Here is a 17,321-nt window from a genome sequence, read left to right on the forward strand (position 1 = left end):
TAAGTAGATGGGGAAAATTCGCAAACTCGATGATCAGCTTTCTAACTTAATTGCGGCAGGAGAAGTGGTAGAACGCCCTGCCTCGGTTGTAAAAGAACTTGTCGAAAATTCCATCGATGCGAATAGTACATCTATTGAAATCCACTTAGAAGAAGCTGGATTATCGAAAATTCGCATCATCGATAATGGAGATGGTATCGCGGAAGAAGATTGTATTGTTGCCTTTGAACGACATGCAACAAGTAAAATTAAAGATGAAAATGATTTGTTTCGTATTCGGACGCTTGGCTTTCGCGGTGAAGCATTGCCGAGTATTGCATCTGTCAGTGAATTAGAATTAATCACAAGTACAGGGGATGCACCAGGAACCAACCTTGTGATTAAAGGCGGCGAGATTTTGAAACAAGAAAAAACAGCGAGCCGTAAAGGGACGGACATTACGGTTCAAAATCTGTTTTTTAACACACCAGCACGCTTAAAATATATGAAAACGATCCATACAGAGCTGGGAAATATTACTGATATTGTGTACCGCATTGCTCTGTCGCATCCAGAAGTCTCATTGCGTTTGTTTCACAATGAGAAGAAGCTGCTTCATACATCAGGAAATGGTGATGTAAGACAAGTCCTTGCGGCAATTTACAGCATTCAAGTTGCGAAAAAATTAATTCCAATTGAAGCAGAATCGTTAGACTTTACGATTCGTGGTTATGTGACCTTACCAGAAGTAACGCGTGCATCTCGGAATTATATGTCAACGATTGTAAATGGTCGTTACGTTCGGAATTATGTCTTAATGAAAGCAGTGCAACAAGGCTATCATACATTGTTACCTGTTGGACGTTATCCAATTGGTTTCTTATCAATTGAAATGGATCCGATGCTAGTTGATGTGAACGTTCATCCAGCAAAACTAGAGGTTCGCTTCAGTAAAGAACAGGAACTATTGCAGCTGATTGAAACAGCATTGCAGAATGCTTTTAAAAAGATTCAACTCATTCCTGATGCCGGCTCTGCAACAAAGAAAAAAGAAAAAGATGAAAGTGTCCAAGAACAGTTTCAATTTGAGCATGCAAAACCGAAAGAACAAACCATGCCAAATATCGTTCTGCCAAGTGGAATGGATGAACTAGAAGAAAAACCGAAGTTACAACCACCGCTTTGGAATCCACCAAAACAAGAATGGCTACCGTCAGAGTCTCTTGTAAAAGAAGAAAACAATTGGCAACCGTCTAAGCAAATTGTAGAAGAACCGCTATCAGGGGAGAATGATTGGGAAGACGATGAAGAAGATTTTGAATTAGAAGAACTCGAAGAAATACAAGAGATCGAAATGAACGGAAACGATTTACCACCGTTGTATCCAATTGGGCAAATGCATGGAACATATATTTTCGCCCAAAATGATAAAGGGTTATATATGATTGACCAACATGCAGCTCAGGAGCGCATTAACTATGAATATTTCCGTGATAAAGTAGGACAAGTAACGCCGGAGGTACAAGAATTACTCGTTCCGTACCGAATTGATTTATCGCTTAATGAATTTTTGCGCATCGAAGAACAACTAGAAGAACTGAAAAAAGTAGGAATCTTTCTAGAGCAGTTCGGCCATCAATCGTTCATTGTCCGCTCACATCCAACATGGTTCCCAAAAGGACAAGAGATGGAAATTATCGATGAAATGATGCAGCAAGTATTGAAATTGAAAAAAGTCGATATTAAAAAATTACGCGAAGAAGCGGCCATTATGATGAGCTGCAAGGCATCAATTAAAGCAAATCAATATTTAACGAATGATCAAATCTTTGCCTTATTAGAAGAACTGCGAACAACAACAAATCCATATACATGCCCGCACGGTAGGCCAATTATTGTGCATCATTCGACTTATGAGCTTGAGAAGATGTTTAAGCGGGTGATGTAAATAAAATAGCGCTAAACTCCTTATTTATAAAGGGTTTAGCGCTATTTTTTATAAGATTGACCACATTTTGACCACATTGTATCAATTTGTTTGCTGAAAAGCTTTTTCAAACCGATCTGATGATTCCTTTTGCATGTCGAAAGTCACGTGACAATAGGTGTTCATTGTCATTTCGATAGATGAATGTCCTAATCGTTCTGATACAATCTTCGGATGTTCTCCAAGAAGTAACATAAGTGATGCATGTGTATGACGCAAATCATGAAAACGGATTTTTTTCACATTGGCTTTTTTATTGCTTTAGAAAAGTGATTATACACATAGTTTGGATTCAGTGGATCACCTTTTTCGTTTTCATTTCTTTTTTCTTTCTTCGAGGTTTTTTCACTTTATGAAATACATTGGTTCGAATATATTCCCATTCCACGGCGGTATTAAAAGCTGTTTTAAGTATAGAATGGATATACTCCACATACTCTTCAGACAAGTTTTCGTCTTTTAAGAGGTGATTATAAAATTTATTTATAGCTGGCGGCTTCAAGTTAGTAAGTTTATAGTGACCTAATGCAGGGATAATTCTTTTATATTCTCTACATTAGTAACATTCGCTATAGAATTAATACAGTTGGCTATTGATTTTATCACTTTTATGTCGAATAAAGTATTTGATGTAGATGATATTATATTGAATGTTGCTGGGTGTTTACTTGGTTGGTTATTTTAAAATTATTTATCCCTATATTTAGAAAAAAATAAATATATCAACTCAATTTAAAGAAACACAATATAAATATTAATGCTTATTCAACATGAAAAGAGCTGACTCTTATGAGTTAGCTCTTTTTTTATAGACTTTTTTTCATTTTGTGAATACAAATTCGCTTTAGCTTGATAGAGATGTGGCGATACCTCAAATATCCCCAATATTTCTCAATAACCATTTTATGTAAAAGTGGTATATTTTATTTAGGTTATTAAAATAACCTAAATAAAATATTAATTTGTAAAAATAAGGAGGGATGTATGGAAAGAAATGCCCAATTATAGAATTATTGGTGAAGATAGACACAGTTTTCAGATTTGTTATGTTTAATTAGAGATGTGGTATCCTGTTTAAAAAATGATTTAACCTAAAATTCTTAAAGTGAAGATTGTTATTGATAAAGTTTATAAGAATTACATATTTGTTTATCTTCTACTTTATTCATACCACTCTAAATTTCTTTAACTATTATATTTTATTCAATTAAATTAAATTGACTTGTTAAGAATTATTCTTTTGTGAAGAGAAAGGTATGATTTGAACTATCTTTCCGAAATGAGGGAATGTATGCGATTAATGTCGAGTTTTAAATGATTTCAAGAAACGAGGCGATAAAATGGCACGGAGGAGCCTATTGTACAAAAAAACTAGGGAACGTTTTAAACAAATTGTAGTATTCTTCATGATATTTTTATTAGCATTTAGCGGCATGCTGCCTAGCGGTTTGCCGATGCTAAAAGTGAAAGCTGAAGATAATACTAATACAGCAGGTACGTGCTCACAACAACAGAAGCAAGTAGTGTTGATTAATGGTGATTTTGAAACTCCAACTGCAGGAGAACCAGTTTCATTTTTTGATGCTAAAGATGTTCCGGGATGGAATACTACAGATGTAAACGGAGAAATAGAGATTTGGAGAGATCAGAATCCAGCATCTGGACATCAACATGCAGAATTAAATGCATCGAGCGTTGGAATGCTGTATCAAGATGTAGAGACAACACCAGGACAAACAATACATTGGAGACTAGCCCATAAGGGAAGACTAGGGACTGACACTATGAGACTTCGAATTGGTGCAGTGACTGCAAATCCTCTAGAGACTCCAGAAGTGCAACAAATGACTGATGGAGACGAAACATGGGGACACTATGAGGGAACATACATTGTTCCACCAGAACAAACGGTAACACGATTTGGTTTTGAGTCTGTGTCTGCTGCCGGTGGGGACATAGGAATAGGGAATTTCTTAGATGATATTTTTCTTGGTTCAGGACCTTGTGTCTCAGCGACCAAATCTGTTGATAAAGACGGAGCTGTATATTTAGGAGATGAATTAACATATAAAGTGAATGCCAAAAACTATGGTGGTGACATTGCTTCTGACTCTGTTTTCATAGATACGATTCCTGATGGAACGGAATATGTTCCGGGGTCAATCAAAGTGACGAAAAATGGAACTACAACAGGTGTAACGGATGCGATAGATGGTGATGAAGGAGATTTCCAAAATAATAAAGTTACTGTTAAATTAGGAAATTTACCTTACATAAAAGATACGCCAGAAGGATTTACCGTACAATTTAAGGTGAAAGTTAAATTAAGTAATATTGGTAAAACAATAACGAATAAGGCGCAGATACAATATCAAGATTTATTAGTAAAACAACAAAAACAAACTGAAACGAACAAAGTTGTTAATGATGTTACCCCAAGAGATTCAAAATTAGAATCGGAAAAAATAGCGAAAAACCTCCAAAATAAAAGTACAGAAGTTGGAGACGAAATCGAGTATACGATTCGAACACGTAGTACGATTTCAGATAGCTTAGCTAAAAATGTAGTGATTGAAGATACATTACCGGAAGGCTTAGAATATGTACCAGGCACATTACAAGTAGACGGAAAAGTTGTAACAGATGCAGCCGACACAGACAATGGTCAATATGTGAACGGAACGGTAACTGGAAAACTGGGAGATGTGACAGATACAGAGTGGCATACGGTAATGTTCCACGCGAAAGTAAAAACGGGCCAGGCGGGTAAAAACATTCAAAACAAAGCGAAAGTAATAGGAGAGAATGTAACGCCACAAGAGCCACAGGCAAAAGTGGAAGTATATCCAAGAGATTCGAAGTTAGAATCAGAAAAAACAGCGAAAAACCTCCAAAATAAAAATACAGAAGTAGGCGATGAAATCGAGTATACGATCAAAACACGTAATACGGTTTCAGATAGCTTAGTAAAAAATCTAGTAATTGCGGATACATTACCAGAAGGATTGGAATATGTACCAGGTACATTACAAGTAGATGGAAAAGATGTGACAGATGCAGCTGACACAGACAATGGTCAATTTGCAACAGGAAAAGTAACTGGAAAACTGGGAGATGTGACAGATACAGAGTGGCATACAGTGGTATTTCACGCGAAAATCAAGTCAGGTCAATTTGGAAAAACGATTACGAACACAGCGGAAGTAACAGGAGAAGGTATATCAATACAAACTCCGAAAACGGACGTATCAGTGGATCCAGAAAAAACAGCTGACAAGCCAGCGATTGATCCAATCAAAGATACAGATAAAGAGATTACGGGTACAGGAACTCCTGGAGACGAAATTATTGTCAAAGATTCAACAGGAAAAGAGATCGGTAAAACAACTGTAGATAAAGATGGAAAATGGAAGTTAGATGTTCCGGAAGGAACAAAATTAACAAAAGGTGATGAAATCACCGCTGTAGCGAAGAAACCTGGAATCGAGAAAGAAAGCGAACCAGCAAAAACAATAGTTACAAGTGAAGAGAAAACAGTGGATCCAACAAAACCGATAGATCCGATGAAACTGTTACCAAGTACAGGTGGTCAATTTTCAATAGCACCATATGCAGGTGGATTACTTCTTGTAATTGGTTTACTGTTCTTAGTGAGAAGTAAAAGAAAATATAACTAAGAAGTAGTTAAACTATACCCATTATACAATGGAAGGTTTCATAGAAAGACTTTAGAATTTAAGCAGATGGTTTCGGTAGTGCACCGAAACCATCTTTTTTTAGCTTGCTGGCGATGGAGTGATATCCCTTATAGAAGGTGACAATTTTGTAAGAATACAAGCTTAATTTGTAAGACAAATACATGTTTTCTTTAACCATATTCTTCTAAAACAACATATGATCTAGTACAACAAACACTACAGTTCAATTGAACAATGTATAAGGAGGAATGAAAGTGCATGAAGACATTATTACGTGTTACAACTGCTATGACCGTAATGCTGTCAATAGTACCTTAGACTATTGACAGTGTATACGCACAGCCTACTCTAAAGATTGGAGGAGTAGCCATTGTAAACGACAAGCTTACATGAAAAGCATAAATTTAATCAAGGGGAATCGGTAATGAAACCATCAGTAAGACTTTGTATGTTAATGATTGCTATGATTCTGGCAGTTAGTGGCTTCACACCCAAAATAGCTAACGCCGAATTAAGTGAAAAAATTCAAAAGATCGAAAAGTTTGTTGAAAAGCAAAGAAGCATTAGTAAAATTCCAGGGATATCGGTAGTTATTGTAGAAAAGGGGAAAACGGTTTATCAAAAAGGATTCGGGTACGCTGATGTTAAGGCGAAAACACCCGTGACCTCTAATACATTATTTGAAATCGGATCTACAACGAAAGCATTTACAGGTCTAGCCATTCTGCAATTGGAAAAGGAAGGGCTGTTAAAACGATCAGATGATGTCCGGAAGTATATCCCATGGTTAGAGTTAAAATATAATGGAGAGCCGCAGACGATTACTTTGAATCAGCTGATTCATCATACTAGTGGGATAGCTTCTAATTCGATAACACAAATTCCTGAAAGTAATGCAGAATTGACTGTAAAAAAGAATAATAAAAAGAAGGTACGTAAAAAGTTTTAAATTTGATGAGAGGTGGAGATTCGTGAAAGTACACGATTGTCCTAATTGTAATACGTATAGTAGAGAATGTATTATTGTCATCCAAAATGCTCCGAACTTTTCGGAAGAGATATTAAAGTGCAGTATTTGTTCCTGGAACGGTAAGTGGTCGGACATGACAGTGCGGGAGGTTATATTGCCGGCGATTCCAGGCAGGATAGAGATCCCTGGCGTCGAACCAATTACTGGTTATTATGTACTTCATTCAGATCAAATTAGAATTACTTATACAGGAGGTTGTTGCCCTCATTGTGGTGGAAGTGATCCGTTATGCTGGTGCATGACTTTATAAACGATTATCATGAGCCTCTTACTCAAAGTTGACGATTAGACAAGTGCGGACGAGAAATCATCCGAAATAATTTAAGCACTATCTAAAAATAAGGTTAATATTGCAATTTTGCGATCCTTATTCTTGTTGTATACTCTATTCATGTGAGGTAGACATAACGCACCATTATCAGCAGTAACCAAATCCCAGAAAACCCTTCACACCAAGAGTTTGCCAGCCTTCCGTTCCTTCCGCTGTATGCGGAATTTCATACATCCCTGTCACAAAAGCATTTGGTAGTCCAAACCGTTCTCGTAGCCTGCATGAAATCCTGCATATCCTTAGCGTATAAAATCCGCATTTTGTCGTCAGTACCCCATTATTAATACTTATAAACTCAGCTAAAAACAAAAATAGCATACACATAATAAGGGAATGCTTGTATACTGATCTATACCGCATTCCCTTATCGTAATAATTGTATGTCCACTATATTTTTATTCTTCCTTTTCAAAAATTAAAATCCAAATTTCTTAGTTTCCACCTCTTTCTGGATCCATCCCATTGTATATAAACTCCTCAGTAAATGTCCAATTTATTAGCTGTCACCCCCATAAATCATAATAACTTTTAAAATAGTGATCCCAACTCTGTTATAAAAACAACAAATTGAATTTTTACAAAAGAAAACAACTTGGATAAAAATGGATTATTTTCTTTTGTAAGGTGGAACAAAGAAAGAGTGGAAAAGCAATACACAAAAATGTAAATCACATGGAGTAAACCAACTGATAAAAACTAAAAATTCCGACAATTTAATTGCTGAGGGTTTTCGTTTACTCTTTCTTTGTTATTACGAGTTTAACATTAAAAATAACATAAATCAACAAAAAATCACAAAATTATTATAATTTCGACATTTTATTCATCTCATACTAATTTCTGCTTAAAAACATAGAGTTACTTATCGGTATTCAATGTATCTAAAAACCTAGAAAATTCCCTTCAGAAGATCTGAAGGGAATTTCCATTCACATAATCACAGTTATAGGAAGGAAATATCAATCACTGAGCATTAATATTCTTTAACTGAGTAACAGTTCCAAAACTGATTTTTAATAAAAAAAGGGTTACAGATTCGATTGTAACCCTTTTTCCAAGTGTTTTTTGTTTTATACGATTTCTATAATGATTACAGGACTGAAGTATGGTTCGAAATAGCGTTGATTATATGATCCCAATCGTCACAGTGAATCTCGTGACCCGATCCTTCTAGGGTTAGTAACAAAGCATGCGAAATTTCATTAACAAGAGCAAGGCCATGCTCGTATGGAAGCACTGTATCTTCTGTACCATGGATAACCAAGGTAGGTATATTGATTCCTTTTAACTTCCCCTCATAAAAATCATCGCCTTTAAGAAGGGAGTGATTAAACATACTGAGTAGATTATTTGCTCGTTTTATTTCTTTTTCTACTTGCTTATAAACCCTCTTCTCATCGAATTTATGCTTTGAACCACAGAGTAAAGCTGATCCTGCAACCAAGTAATTTGCAACAGATTCTTCATCCGACCAATTTAGTTTGGTCGCATTAGCATGGTAAGCGAGTATCTTCTCATCGATTGGAGGCAAATTTTGGTTGTTGTCTTCAGAACCAAAAATACCTGATGCAATCAAAGTTATACTTAGAACTCTCTGAGGGTTCCTTAAAGCTACAATTTGAGCAATCATTCCACCCAATGACATTCCAACAATGTGTGCTTCGTCAATATGATATGTATCGAGTACCCCAACCGCATCATCAGCCATATCTACCACAGTATAATGGGAACTCCCCGGCTCATAAGTAGTTGACCGTCCGACATCTCTATTATCAAACCAAAAAGAGATTATATTCATAAAGTAAAAAAACGCTATACTTTTTGTAGAAATATACAGAAAGGATGGCATTTTTTACTCTTGGAGGTAGAGAAAATTCTTAAGTTGATGGATGTGTATGGTGAGGCCTGTTAGAGGTCGTAGAGATTTTAAAGATATAATCTATAAAATTAGATTTGACAAGAATAGGAAAAAAATATACAATTCAATTAATTGAACGTTCAATCAAAAAAATGAATATCCAATTAAAAATAATAAAAAATTTATAAGGTGGTGATTCTTATGGAAGACAGACAATCTTTTATAACAGAAGCAAGAAGAGAACAAATAATTAAGGCCGCTGTTGAAGTTTTAAGAGAAGTTGGGTATGTAAGTACAAGTTTGTCGAAAATAGCAAAAAAAGCAAACATAAGTACAGGGTTAATTTCTTATCACTTTTCTGGTAAAGAAGATTTGATGAACAATACTTTAATGTATTTAGTTGAACAAGAATGGTTATTTATTAATGCAAGAGTTAGTCAAAAACAAGCATCTACAGAAAAATTAAAAGCATTTATCGAAGCAAGTTTAGCTTATCAGGTTATAAACCGAACAAATAATATCGCTTTAATTGAAATAGTTTTTAATGCACGAACACCAGATCATATTCCTTATTATTTACTAGAAGACGATGAAGAAGATTTAATAAAGGGTTTATTACAAGAAATTCTCTTACAGGGGCAGGAATCAAAAGAATTTGGAGATTTTAATATTCAAGTGACCGCAACAATTATTCAAGGTTCGATAGCGGAATCTTTGATATCTTCCCAAAGTAAAATGAGTTTAGAAAATTATAGTGAAGAATTGATAAAAAGCATATTGAAAATAGTTAAATAATGAAAACAAAAAATCATTTATATATAAGTTAATAAAATGACATAAAAACCCCTTTCTTTTTAGGGGAGGACGAGAGCATCTGGCCGTTCACAGAAGCGGTCAGGGCCTTTTCCTAACACATGCGAGGTTTAAAACAAAGAGAGTAAGCCAGTAGCAGCCATGTTGTATTCTGCATATCTGCCTTATATGTCGATATATAATTCCAAAATATTGTTTATAACTAATTTAATAGAGAGGATAGGTACTATGATAGAGAGAGAAACATTTCTTGGACATAGTAAGTTCGAAAAAGCAATTATTGTTTTAGTGCCCATGATATTAGGCGGTTTGATTGGTTGGTTTCTTCCCATCATTGCCAACGGGATACTAAAACTTCCAGTAGTTCCAATGGAAAAGTTAATTTTACTCATTACATTCTTTAACAGCTTATGGGTTTCAAGTCTTGCCACTGTTATTGGAACAATAGCAGGTTTATTATTAGGCTTTATTATTTTAAATGAGAGTCTCGAAGTCACAATTTCCTACAATAATTTACAGTTAAAATTTGGAGAAAAAGTAAATGTCATTGAGAAACAGGACATTTTAGCAATCTATATAGAAAATAAGCATTTAATTATCCTTGGACAAAAGAGTAATGAATTATATAGAGAAGTTATTGAAGTGAAGAAGGATACTGTACGAGAAGCTTTTAATAAATATCAATATCCATGGAATGAAACGGATCCATTTAGTAGCCAATATCAACGATGGATTTTAGGACATACTGACTTTTCCGAAAAAATAAATGTATTACTTTATGCTAGAGACCGTGCATTGAAAGAAAAGAAAAAGGCAGATGCTAAATATCTACGAGAAGATTTAGCTCAGTTAGGAGCTGTCATTAGAGATGAAAGAAATGGTCAGTACGTGAGACTTGCCCAAAATGCTAATTTTGATGCTTAGCATTTAACTCGATTTAGGTAAGACTATTTTCTATATTCTTTACCAATTTGAGTAGTAATTGTGTGCTATTTTTAATCGAACTTTATTTCAAAGTAGCTGATCTTCCATGGTAATAGATAAAGGAGGCGGGTTTACCGTCTTCTTTTTTTGCAATTTGTTACTGTGTAAATAATCCTTAGCGTGGCTATTTTCCGAAATGCTGGCGATGCCTCATGTCCATCAAGCTAAGGGTTTGGAACCACCCAAAAATGAAAATTTCATCTTTTCATAGGTGTCCATGAGAATTTAGTTTATTTTTTCGTTTTAGGGAACATTTAGTTTCTTAAGTTGATGGATGTGTGGTGCTACTCCATCGCCATCAAGCTAAGGTTTTGAAGTACCCCCTAAACGAAAATTTTCTTTCTCCACAGGTAGTTACTTTGAGAAGTCAGCTCATTTTTTTTCGTTTTGGGGCGTTTATTTTTCTTAAGTTGCTGGGCATATGGCGCTATCCTATTTAGAAAGAGATATTATCTTTCACCAGCACTTCTTGTTTAATAATTACATGAAAAAAAGCTTCCAATGTATTGGATCAGTTACTAATATGTAAACTATTACAACATCATAAAACCCTGTCAATATAAACAAGATGAGAGATGTTAAGATACATATTCCTGCATATCCTCCATTGTCCTCTGAAACATAATATGCAATCAATCCGAATACAAAAGACATCACAAGGAATACCATCTGTAAAATATCAAGTACAATCGATATTCTCATCTCAGCAGGAGTAAAATTACTGCCAGCATCGTCAGCAGAATAGTTATAATTCCCATATGAAAATATTAATACCCAAGTAATAAAAAACAACATCATACAAAGTAATGCTAAGGTGTTATATTTGTTTGAACGCATTTCTTTTCCTCCTAGTATTTATGCTTAATATAACTAAAAGGTGTTCTAAAGATATAAACCTTCAAAACACCTCTTTATTATTTCAGCATTGAAAGCATTATTTTTTCCAGTTCCGCTTTATTTACATTCCTATCAAACACTGCTTCCCCTGGATTGTCTAAACTATGATTAATAATGACAATTTGATACGCACTATTTTTCCCTTTTGCAGGAACAATCATCTTCATACCTTGTAAATTACTATGTGAGTTATGAGTAGAGTAGAATATTTGATTTCCTTCTAATTCGTATTGTTCAATGTTTTCTTCTACAACAAACAAATGATGGAACGGATCTTTACTTTCTCCGAATACTTGTGATTGAGAAATTGTATAATTTCCTTTTCCGTTCGCATATTCTAAATTAATAACTAATTCTGGTTTTCTTTTAAGGTAATAACCCACCTTTTCGTCCTTGAGGGTGTATCCTTCAATTGTATAAGCTGGCTTCTTAATTTGGAAATCCACATGTTGCTGCGCTTCTTCAACTGTATATGTTAGATACTTCCCTACCTTATCCTCATAAAGTTTAGATTTATTACGAAGTTCATTTAATTTTTCACGATTTTCTACGCTTAAACGCTCTTCTTTAACCTCTTTTATATTCCCTTGGAATTTTTCAGGCATGTTTACTTTAACTAATCCTTTTTTCTCGATATGTAATATCTCTTTATATAACTGCACATACTTCTCAAATTCTTCTTTTGTTAAAGCCTTTTCAGCAAGGTATAAAAAGTCCGTTCGACTTTCATATGTTCTTTTTGAGAAACCCCACTCTTTTCTCGCATTTTCTTCTGTACCAAATAGCCTGTCTACAGCATTTTGGAAAGCATCTTTAGATTTCTGACTTTTTTCTATCGTTTGTCCCTTCTGCCTTTGATCTCCTTCTATTACAGGTGCATTGAATAAAGAAATAGATGCAACAGCAACTATTGCAATAATTCCAAGCACAGACCAGCGATATGATTTCTTTTGGAATTTCTTAATCATAAGAATTCTCCTTTTTAGCGTTCGTTTATTTCTACTTAAATTGGCTAGATTCGGTGCTTGATAATAACTTGAATAATGTTCTAAAAGAGTAATAATTGTATGTCCATATGCAATTTGTTCCTCTGATTCTATAAAGGTAAGCGCAAATGCATCACAGGCTAGTTCTTGATCTTCTCGCATACATGAATAGGCATACCAAAGAATCGGATTAAACCAATTTAAGATGATTAAACTATACAAAACCCAATTTACAGCTATATCTCTTCGTTTCATATGAGATAGCTCATGGTAAAAAATATATTGTAGTTGTTGCTCATTCAATACCTTCATATGTCTGCTTGATAATAATACTCTCGGGCGAAAAAGCCCAAAAACAGTCGGACTTGAGATTTTCCCAGCCAACCGTAATGGAATTTGTTTTTTAATTCCCATAGATTGTTTACAGTTTTCAAAAATCCCAACAATTTTTTCATCCGTAATATTGGATTGCTTTTTTATGTAAGAATATAATCGTCTATTCGTAATACAAGTTATCGTCGCTAGAATAGCAACTCCAAAAAGCCAAATATATAACGTAACTTTATAAACGGAAAGTGTAGTATCTTCTTTCTTTTTATTACTATCTATTTGGTCACTCTCTTTCATTACATTTACGGAGTTAGATTTGTAATTATCTCCTTTTGTAGTTACTGAATGATTCGTTTTATCTTCTGACACGCTTTTTTGTTGTATAGCTGGAGTAGTATCCTTTTGAAAAATCTCAGACACGCCAGAGCTATATGAAAGAAGAGAATAAATACTGTAGGAACTATCTGGTGACCATGGTAATAGAAGTCTTACAATTAAAATCATCCATAACATGTACTGCCATCGCGGAGTTATCTTGTTTCTAAGCAAGATTTTGACACATAAGATTAATCCGACTAATATACTTGCCATAATGGATGTTTCTATCACCCAATCAAAAAATCGAGGTAGATAGACATTTGCAAACATATCTATCATTATCTATCCTTCCTCTGACTTTCCACAGTCTTCTCATCCAGAATACGTTTGAGTTCGTTAATATCTTCTGAAGAAAGTTTTTCTTCTTTTAAGAAATTCACAAGTAAAGGTTTAAATGCTGCACCACAGAAACGTTTGAGGAACGATTTGGTTTCTACTTGTAGATAACTATTTTGCGACACTAAAGGATAATATGCATACATACGCCCTTTATCCTGATGGTAAGAAACAGCCTCTTTTTGGACTAATCGATTAATAAGCGTTCGAATCGTTTTCGGTTTCCAATTCATCGTTTCATCAAGTACTTCAATTACTTCATTGGCTGTTTGAGGCGACCTTGACCAAAGAACTTTCATGATTTCCAATTCAGCTTCCGATATTTTAGGTAATTCCTTCATTTTATAAAATTCCACCCCTTGTATTACATTTGTAATCTATAATTAAATATTACGAATGTAATCCCATAATGTCAACCATATTTTGGATTTGAGAATACATTTCCATGAAAATCAAGAAATTAATCCCAACATAGAACGAACACGTTTCTTAATAAAACGATGATCTTGTTCTACAATGTTATTTAGATATTTTATCTGTCTTATTTGGATGCCTACAGGTATCTTTTTCTCTTTCTTTAACTCAGCAATGGCCATAGGATAGGCTGGGTTCTTGTCCACTGTGATCACACGGGGCTTTGAAATATGAAAAGACCGCAATGCCTTTTTAAAAAAGCGTTTTGCAGCCTTGTGGTCTCTAGTTTTACTTAAGTGAAAATCAATCGTATTACCTTCTGAATCAACGGCACGATATAAATACATCCATTGCCCTTTTACTTTAATATAGGTTTCATCGACTCTCCATGAGTCATTTGTTGATTTCAGATGATATCGTACTTGCTCTTCTAATTGAGGTCTATATTGATGAACCCATCGCATAATCGTTGTGTGAGCAATGAATAATCCTCTTTCCTCCATCATTTCCACCAGGTTACGAAAGCTCAAATTGTACCGCAGGTACCATCTTACTGTTAATAAGATTAGTTCAGGCTGATAATGCTTCCACTTGAATAGGTTTTGCTTTTCCATACTGATCACGTCCTTTTTTAGAGTACTAGTATCAGTATGTCCAAGTTTAGGAGATTACTTCCAGGTATTTTGAAGTTTTTGCACCAGAACCCTTTTTCTTGCTACCGATAATGTGGCGTTATGTCGACTAACTCTGTATAGAATATACATCCAAAAGTATACAGTACATCATTTTTCTTGAATGGTATAATTAGGAAGAAGGGAGAGGGAATAAAATGAATATAGTGAACTTATGTCCTAAACAGCGGTCTAAGTATCGTATTATGCTAGGAACATGGTATTACTCTACAAAGAGGTACATCCAGTGGTTAGCAGACAGAAAAACATACGCAAAAACTTTACAACAAGAAAAGTTACCCTGTACAGCGATTCAGCACCGAACGATACTACTTCGTAAGCTCAAGGATGTAGATATGTGGTATCAACAGAATAAAGTTGTTAATTTAAAGATTGCCATTAAACAGCTAGATGGTATCGTCATTAGACCGGGAGAAACATTCTCTTACTGGCGTTTAATAGGTAAGCCTACTAGGAGAAAAGGGTATGTAGAAGGTATGATATTACACTATGGATCTTTTCAAGCAGGCATTGGAGGGGGACTTTGTCAGCTTTCAAATTTAATATATTGGATGACCTTACATACACCACTGACAGTAACAGAGCGATATCGTCATAGCTTTGATGTCTTTCCTGATTCCAAGCGGACTCAGCCGTTTGGAAGCGGAGCAACTTGTTCCTATAATTATTTAGACTTACAAATTAAAAACGAAACGGACCAATCGTATCAACTTCACCTTTATATCACAGATAAACATTTAGTTGGTGAATGGAGAACAGCCTATCCGCAGCTTTATCAATATGAAGTTTATGAAAAAGAACACTCAATCCAATCTGCATACTGGGGTGGTTATATACGACACAATGTTATTCAACGTAGAGTATATAACCAACAGAAACAGTTTGTAGAAGATCAATATGTAACGGAGAATCACGCTATAATGATGTACGAACCATTATTAGCTTGTAATAACGAGGAAAAAGGAAAAAGTCCACATGTAGAATTTTAAAATAACTTCCGCTAACGAGAATTATGTAAAAAATAAAGCCGTTGTAAAGTGATAATAAAGTTATTTAATTTAGATATAAAAAATACAAGAGCCTTGCTACATTGAATTGTAGTAAAGCTCTTTAAAGTTGTTTAATTTCTATCCATTTAAAAGTGTTTGCACTCAAAAATCAATAATAAAGTTGTTTAATTCTTATTCAATTAAAGCCCCGTTTACTGAATAAATAATAAAGATTTTATAGAATAATTAATTAAATGTTTATTGGAGGTTTTATTAATGAACAATATAAGTTCATGGCTATATAACATGAAAATCATAAATTACTTATTGGGAAGGAGTTGATAATTTAAAACTAAAGGAGAGATATTCATGATATATAGAAAAGCAAATCAGAAAGATTATGTTACAATTTTGAACATATGGGAAGAGTCGGTTTTAGCTACTCATCACTTTTTAACAGATACCGATAGAGAAGAGATTAAAAAAGAAATACCCTCATATTTCCAACATCTTAATATCCAGTTATGGTATGAAAAAGATGATTTAATTGGCTTTTCTGCTGTAAATAAACAACACTTAGAAATGTTATTCTTAAAACCAAATAAAACAGGTAAAGGATACGGTAAAGCTATTATTTATTCTTTAATTAAAGACTTTGATATTACGACAGTTGATGTAAATAAAGACAATAAGAGTGCAACTAAATTCTATATAAATAATGGCTTTTTTATAGTAAGTGAAACAGAAACAGATTCTTCGGGACGTCCATACCCTATACTACAGCTAAAGTTAAAATAAGGTAAAGGTAGAGGTCCTCCTTTACCTTTGATTTTTGCACTACACTGCGCGGTAGTCCAATAAGAATTAAACAACTTTATTGTCACTTAACATCTATTTTCAATACCCGTTTATTTACTAATTAGTTGGCTTGGATACATAGTACTAAATCAAGAACCAATTAGTACTGAGACTATAATTCAAGAAAAACAAATAGAACTCTAAAAATAACTTCCGCTAACAAGAATTATGTGAACATAAAAGTCCTCCAGTTAAACAATCTGGAGGACTTTTAATAGTCTTCTAAATACATTGAATCCCGATAATAGGACGTTATGTTAACCTTACATGTATAGGGCATGCAACAAAAACCACACATTACATGGCTTTCCCTAAATGGGGTTCAGCCGATATACATGTAATTTTGAGTCATAGGGATAACCATGGGGTATTACCCCATCGCTATCAAGCTAACAAAACAAAATTCCCCCTAAAATGAAAAAATACGCTATTTTTTCTGTAGAATCATAGGAAAGGATGGCGTTTTTGTATGTCAATTTCTGTATCTGATGAATTACAACTATTTGCTCAAGAAATTCAAAGCTTTTTATCTCCTAATATCTTACGAAATCTTGCTAGAGATGTTGGCTTTGTGCAACGAACAAGTAAGTACCAAGCCAAAGATTTAGTCGCTTTATGTGTATGGATGAGTCAAAATGTCGCTACGACTTCTTTAACTCAGCTATTTAGCTGTTTAGAAGCGTCAACAGAAGTTCTCATCAGTCCTGAGGGACTAAATCAACGATTTAATAAAGCGGCCGTTCAATTTTTACAACACATAT

The 17,321-nt window shown here is 34.4% G+C and carries 14 protein-coding genes and 3 pseudogenes; 10 read left to right on the forward strand and 7 right to left on the reverse strand.

Going from position 1 to position 17,321, the window contains the following annotated elements:
• The first annotated feature begins 7 nt into the window (after window positions 1-7).
• Window positions 8-1,927 (forward strand): DNA mismatch repair endonuclease MutL, encoded by a 1,920-nt coding sequence (gene mutL / locus ACIGHG_RS05525; RefSeq protein WP_396547471.1) that lies wholly within the window; start codon window positions 8-10, stop codon window positions 1,925-1,927.
• Window positions 1,928-2,008: 81 nt separating this feature from the next.
• On the opposite strand, the gene ACIGHG_RS05530 is transcribed toward mutL, so the two are convergent.
• Complete coding sequence (locus tag ACIGHG_RS05530) at window positions 2,009-2,209, reverse strand: tyrosine-type recombinase/integrase (protein WP_396547473.1); 201 nt, start codon at window positions 2,207-2,209, stop codon at window positions 2,009-2,011.
• Between the two features lie 49 nt (window positions 2,210-2,258).
• Window positions 2,259-2,504 (reverse strand): phage integrase SAM-like domain-containing protein, encoded by a 246-nt coding sequence (locus ACIGHG_RS05535; RefSeq protein ID WP_396547515.1) that lies wholly within the window; start codon window positions 2,502-2,504, stop codon window positions 2,259-2,261.
• 48 nt (window positions 2,505-2,552) lie between these two features.
• On the opposite strand from ACIGHG_RS05535, the gene ACIGHG_RS05540 reads away from it, so the two are divergent.
• From ACIGHG_RS05540 to ACIGHG_RS05555, 4 genes are all read left to right on the forward strand, one after another.
• Window positions 2,553-2,651, forward strand: coding sequence for a hypothetical protein (locus tag ACIGHG_RS05540; protein ID WP_396547475.1), 99 nt, complete (start codon window positions 2,553-2,555; stop codon window positions 2,649-2,651).
• A 673-nt stretch (window positions 2,652-3,324) separates the two neighbouring features.
• Window positions 3,325-5,643 carry an isopeptide-forming domain-containing fimbrial protein gene (locus ACIGHG_RS05545; protein WP_396547477.1) on the forward strand — a complete coding sequence of 773 codons (2,319 nt, stop codon included), beginning with the start codon at window positions 3,325-3,327 and terminating at the stop codon, window positions 5,641-5,643.
• 445 nt (window positions 5,644-6,088) lie between these two features.
• The gene (locus tag ACIGHG_RS05550) at window positions 6,089-6,613 is read left to right on the forward strand and encodes a serine hydrolase domain-containing protein (RefSeq protein WP_396547479.1); all 525 of its coding nucleotides are present in this window, start codon (window positions 6,089-6,091) and stop codon (window positions 6,611-6,613) included.
• A 22-nt stretch (window positions 6,614-6,635) separates the two neighbouring features.
• Window positions 6,636-6,944, forward strand: a complete 309-nt coding sequence (locus ACIGHG_RS05555) for a hypothetical protein (protein WP_396547481.1) — start codon at window positions 6,636-6,638, stop codon at window positions 6,942-6,944.
• A 1,171-nt stretch (window positions 6,945-8,115) separates the two neighbouring features.
• Here ACIGHG_RS05555 and ACIGHG_RS05560 read toward each other — a convergent pair.
• A pseudogene (locus ACIGHG_RS05560) lies at window positions 8,116-8,802 on the reverse strand (alpha/beta fold hydrolase); the annotation flags it as partial.
• Window positions 8,803-9,084: 282 nt separating this feature from the next.
• Here ACIGHG_RS05560 and ACIGHG_RS05565 point away from each other — a divergent pair.
• Window positions 9,085-9,678 (forward strand): TetR family transcriptional regulator, encoded by a 594-nt coding sequence (locus ACIGHG_RS05565; protein WP_336473237.1) that lies wholly within the window; start codon window positions 9,085-9,087, stop codon window positions 9,676-9,678.
• Between the two features lie 246 nt (window positions 9,679-9,924).
• Window positions 9,925-10,620, forward strand: coding sequence for a YqeB family protein (locus ACIGHG_RS05570; RefSeq protein WP_336473238.1), 696 nt, complete (start codon window positions 9,925-9,927; stop codon window positions 10,618-10,620).
• A gap of 540 nt (window positions 10,621-11,160) precedes the next feature.
• Here the strand turns inward: ACIGHG_RS05570 and ACIGHG_RS05575 are convergent.
• The 4 genes and pseudogenes from ACIGHG_RS05575 to ACIGHG_RS05590 form a co-directional block, all read right to left on the reverse strand.
• Window positions 11,161-11,517, reverse strand: coding sequence for a hypothetical protein (locus tag ACIGHG_RS05575; protein ID WP_336473239.1), 357 nt, complete (start codon window positions 11,515-11,517; stop codon window positions 11,161-11,163).
• Window positions 11,518-11,594: 77 nt separating this feature from the next.
• Entirely contained in the window at window positions 11,595-13,550 is a 1,956-nt protein-coding gene (locus ACIGHG_RS05580; RefSeq protein WP_336473240.1) for a M56 family metallopeptidase, read from the reverse strand.
• Complete coding sequence (locus ACIGHG_RS05585) at window positions 13,550-13,948, reverse strand: BlaI/MecI/CopY family transcriptional regulator (RefSeq protein WP_336473241.1); 399 nt, start codon at window positions 13,946-13,948, stop codon at window positions 13,550-13,552. The genes ACIGHG_RS05580 and ACIGHG_RS05585 overlap by 1 nt, the downstream gene beginning before the upstream one ends.
• A 114-nt stretch (window positions 13,949-14,062) precedes the next feature.
• Window positions 14,063-14,635, reverse strand: a pseudogene (locus tag ACIGHG_RS05590) (IS6 family transposase); the annotation flags it as partial.
• A gap of 215 nt (window positions 14,636-14,850) precedes the next feature.
• On the opposite strand from ACIGHG_RS05590, the gene ACIGHG_RS05595 reads away from it, so the two are divergent.
• The 3 genes and pseudogenes from ACIGHG_RS05595 to ACIGHG_RS05605 form a co-directional block, all read left to right on the forward strand.
• Window positions 14,851-15,702, forward strand: coding sequence for a VanW family protein (locus ACIGHG_RS05595; protein ID WP_336473242.1), 852 nt, complete (start codon window positions 14,851-14,853; stop codon window positions 15,700-15,702).
• A 369-nt stretch (window positions 15,703-16,071) separates the two neighbouring features.
• A complete protein-coding gene (locus ACIGHG_RS05600; RefSeq protein WP_016113520.1) occupies window positions 16,072-16,500 on the forward strand; it encodes a GNAT family N-acetyltransferase in 429 nt (142 codons plus the stop codon).
• A 529-nt stretch (window positions 16,501-17,029) separates the two neighbouring features.
• A pseudogene (locus tag ACIGHG_RS05605) lies at window positions 17,030-17,321 on the forward strand (IS4 family transposase); the annotation flags it as partial.

Origin of the sequence: Bacillus sp. NPDC077411, assembly GCF_044543425.1 — a bacterium.
Classification (GTDB): Bacteria; Bacillota; Bacilli; order Bacillales; family Bacillaceae_G; genus Bacillus_A; species Bacillus_A bruguierae.

Coding starts and splice junctions, on each gene's coding strand:
- mutL (WP_396547471.1), top strand. CDS start 8: ATGGGGAAAATTCGCAAACTCGATGATCAGCTTTCTAACTTAATTGCG.
- ACIGHG_RS05550 (WP_396547479.1), top strand. CDS start 6,089: ATGAAACCATCAGTAAGACTTTGTATGTTAATGATTGCTATGATTCTG.
- ACIGHG_RS05565 (WP_336473237.1), top strand. CDS start 9,085: ATGGAAGACAGACAATCTTTTATAACAGAAGCAAGAAGAGAACAAATA.
- ACIGHG_RS05570 (WP_336473238.1), top strand. CDS start 9,925: ATGATAGAGAGAGAAACATTTCTTGGACATAGTAAGTTCGAAAAAGCA.
- ACIGHG_RS05575 (WP_336473239.1), bottom strand. CDS start 11,517: ATGCGTTCAAACAAATATAACACCTTAGCATTACTTTGTATGATGTTG.
- ACIGHG_RS05580 (WP_336473240.1), bottom strand. CDS start 13,550: ATGATAGATATGTTTGCAAATGTCTATCTACCTCGATTTTTTGATTGG.
- ACIGHG_RS05585 (WP_336473241.1), bottom strand. CDS start 13,948: ATGAAGGAATTACCTAAAATATCGGAAGCTGAATTGGAAATCATGAAA.
- ACIGHG_RS05595 (WP_336473242.1), top strand. CDS start 14,851: ATGAATATAGTGAACTTATGTCCTAAACAGCGGTCTAAGTATCGTATT.
- ACIGHG_RS05600 (WP_016113520.1), top strand. CDS start 16,072: ATGATATATAGAAAAGCAAATCAGAAAGATTATGTTACAATTTTGAAC.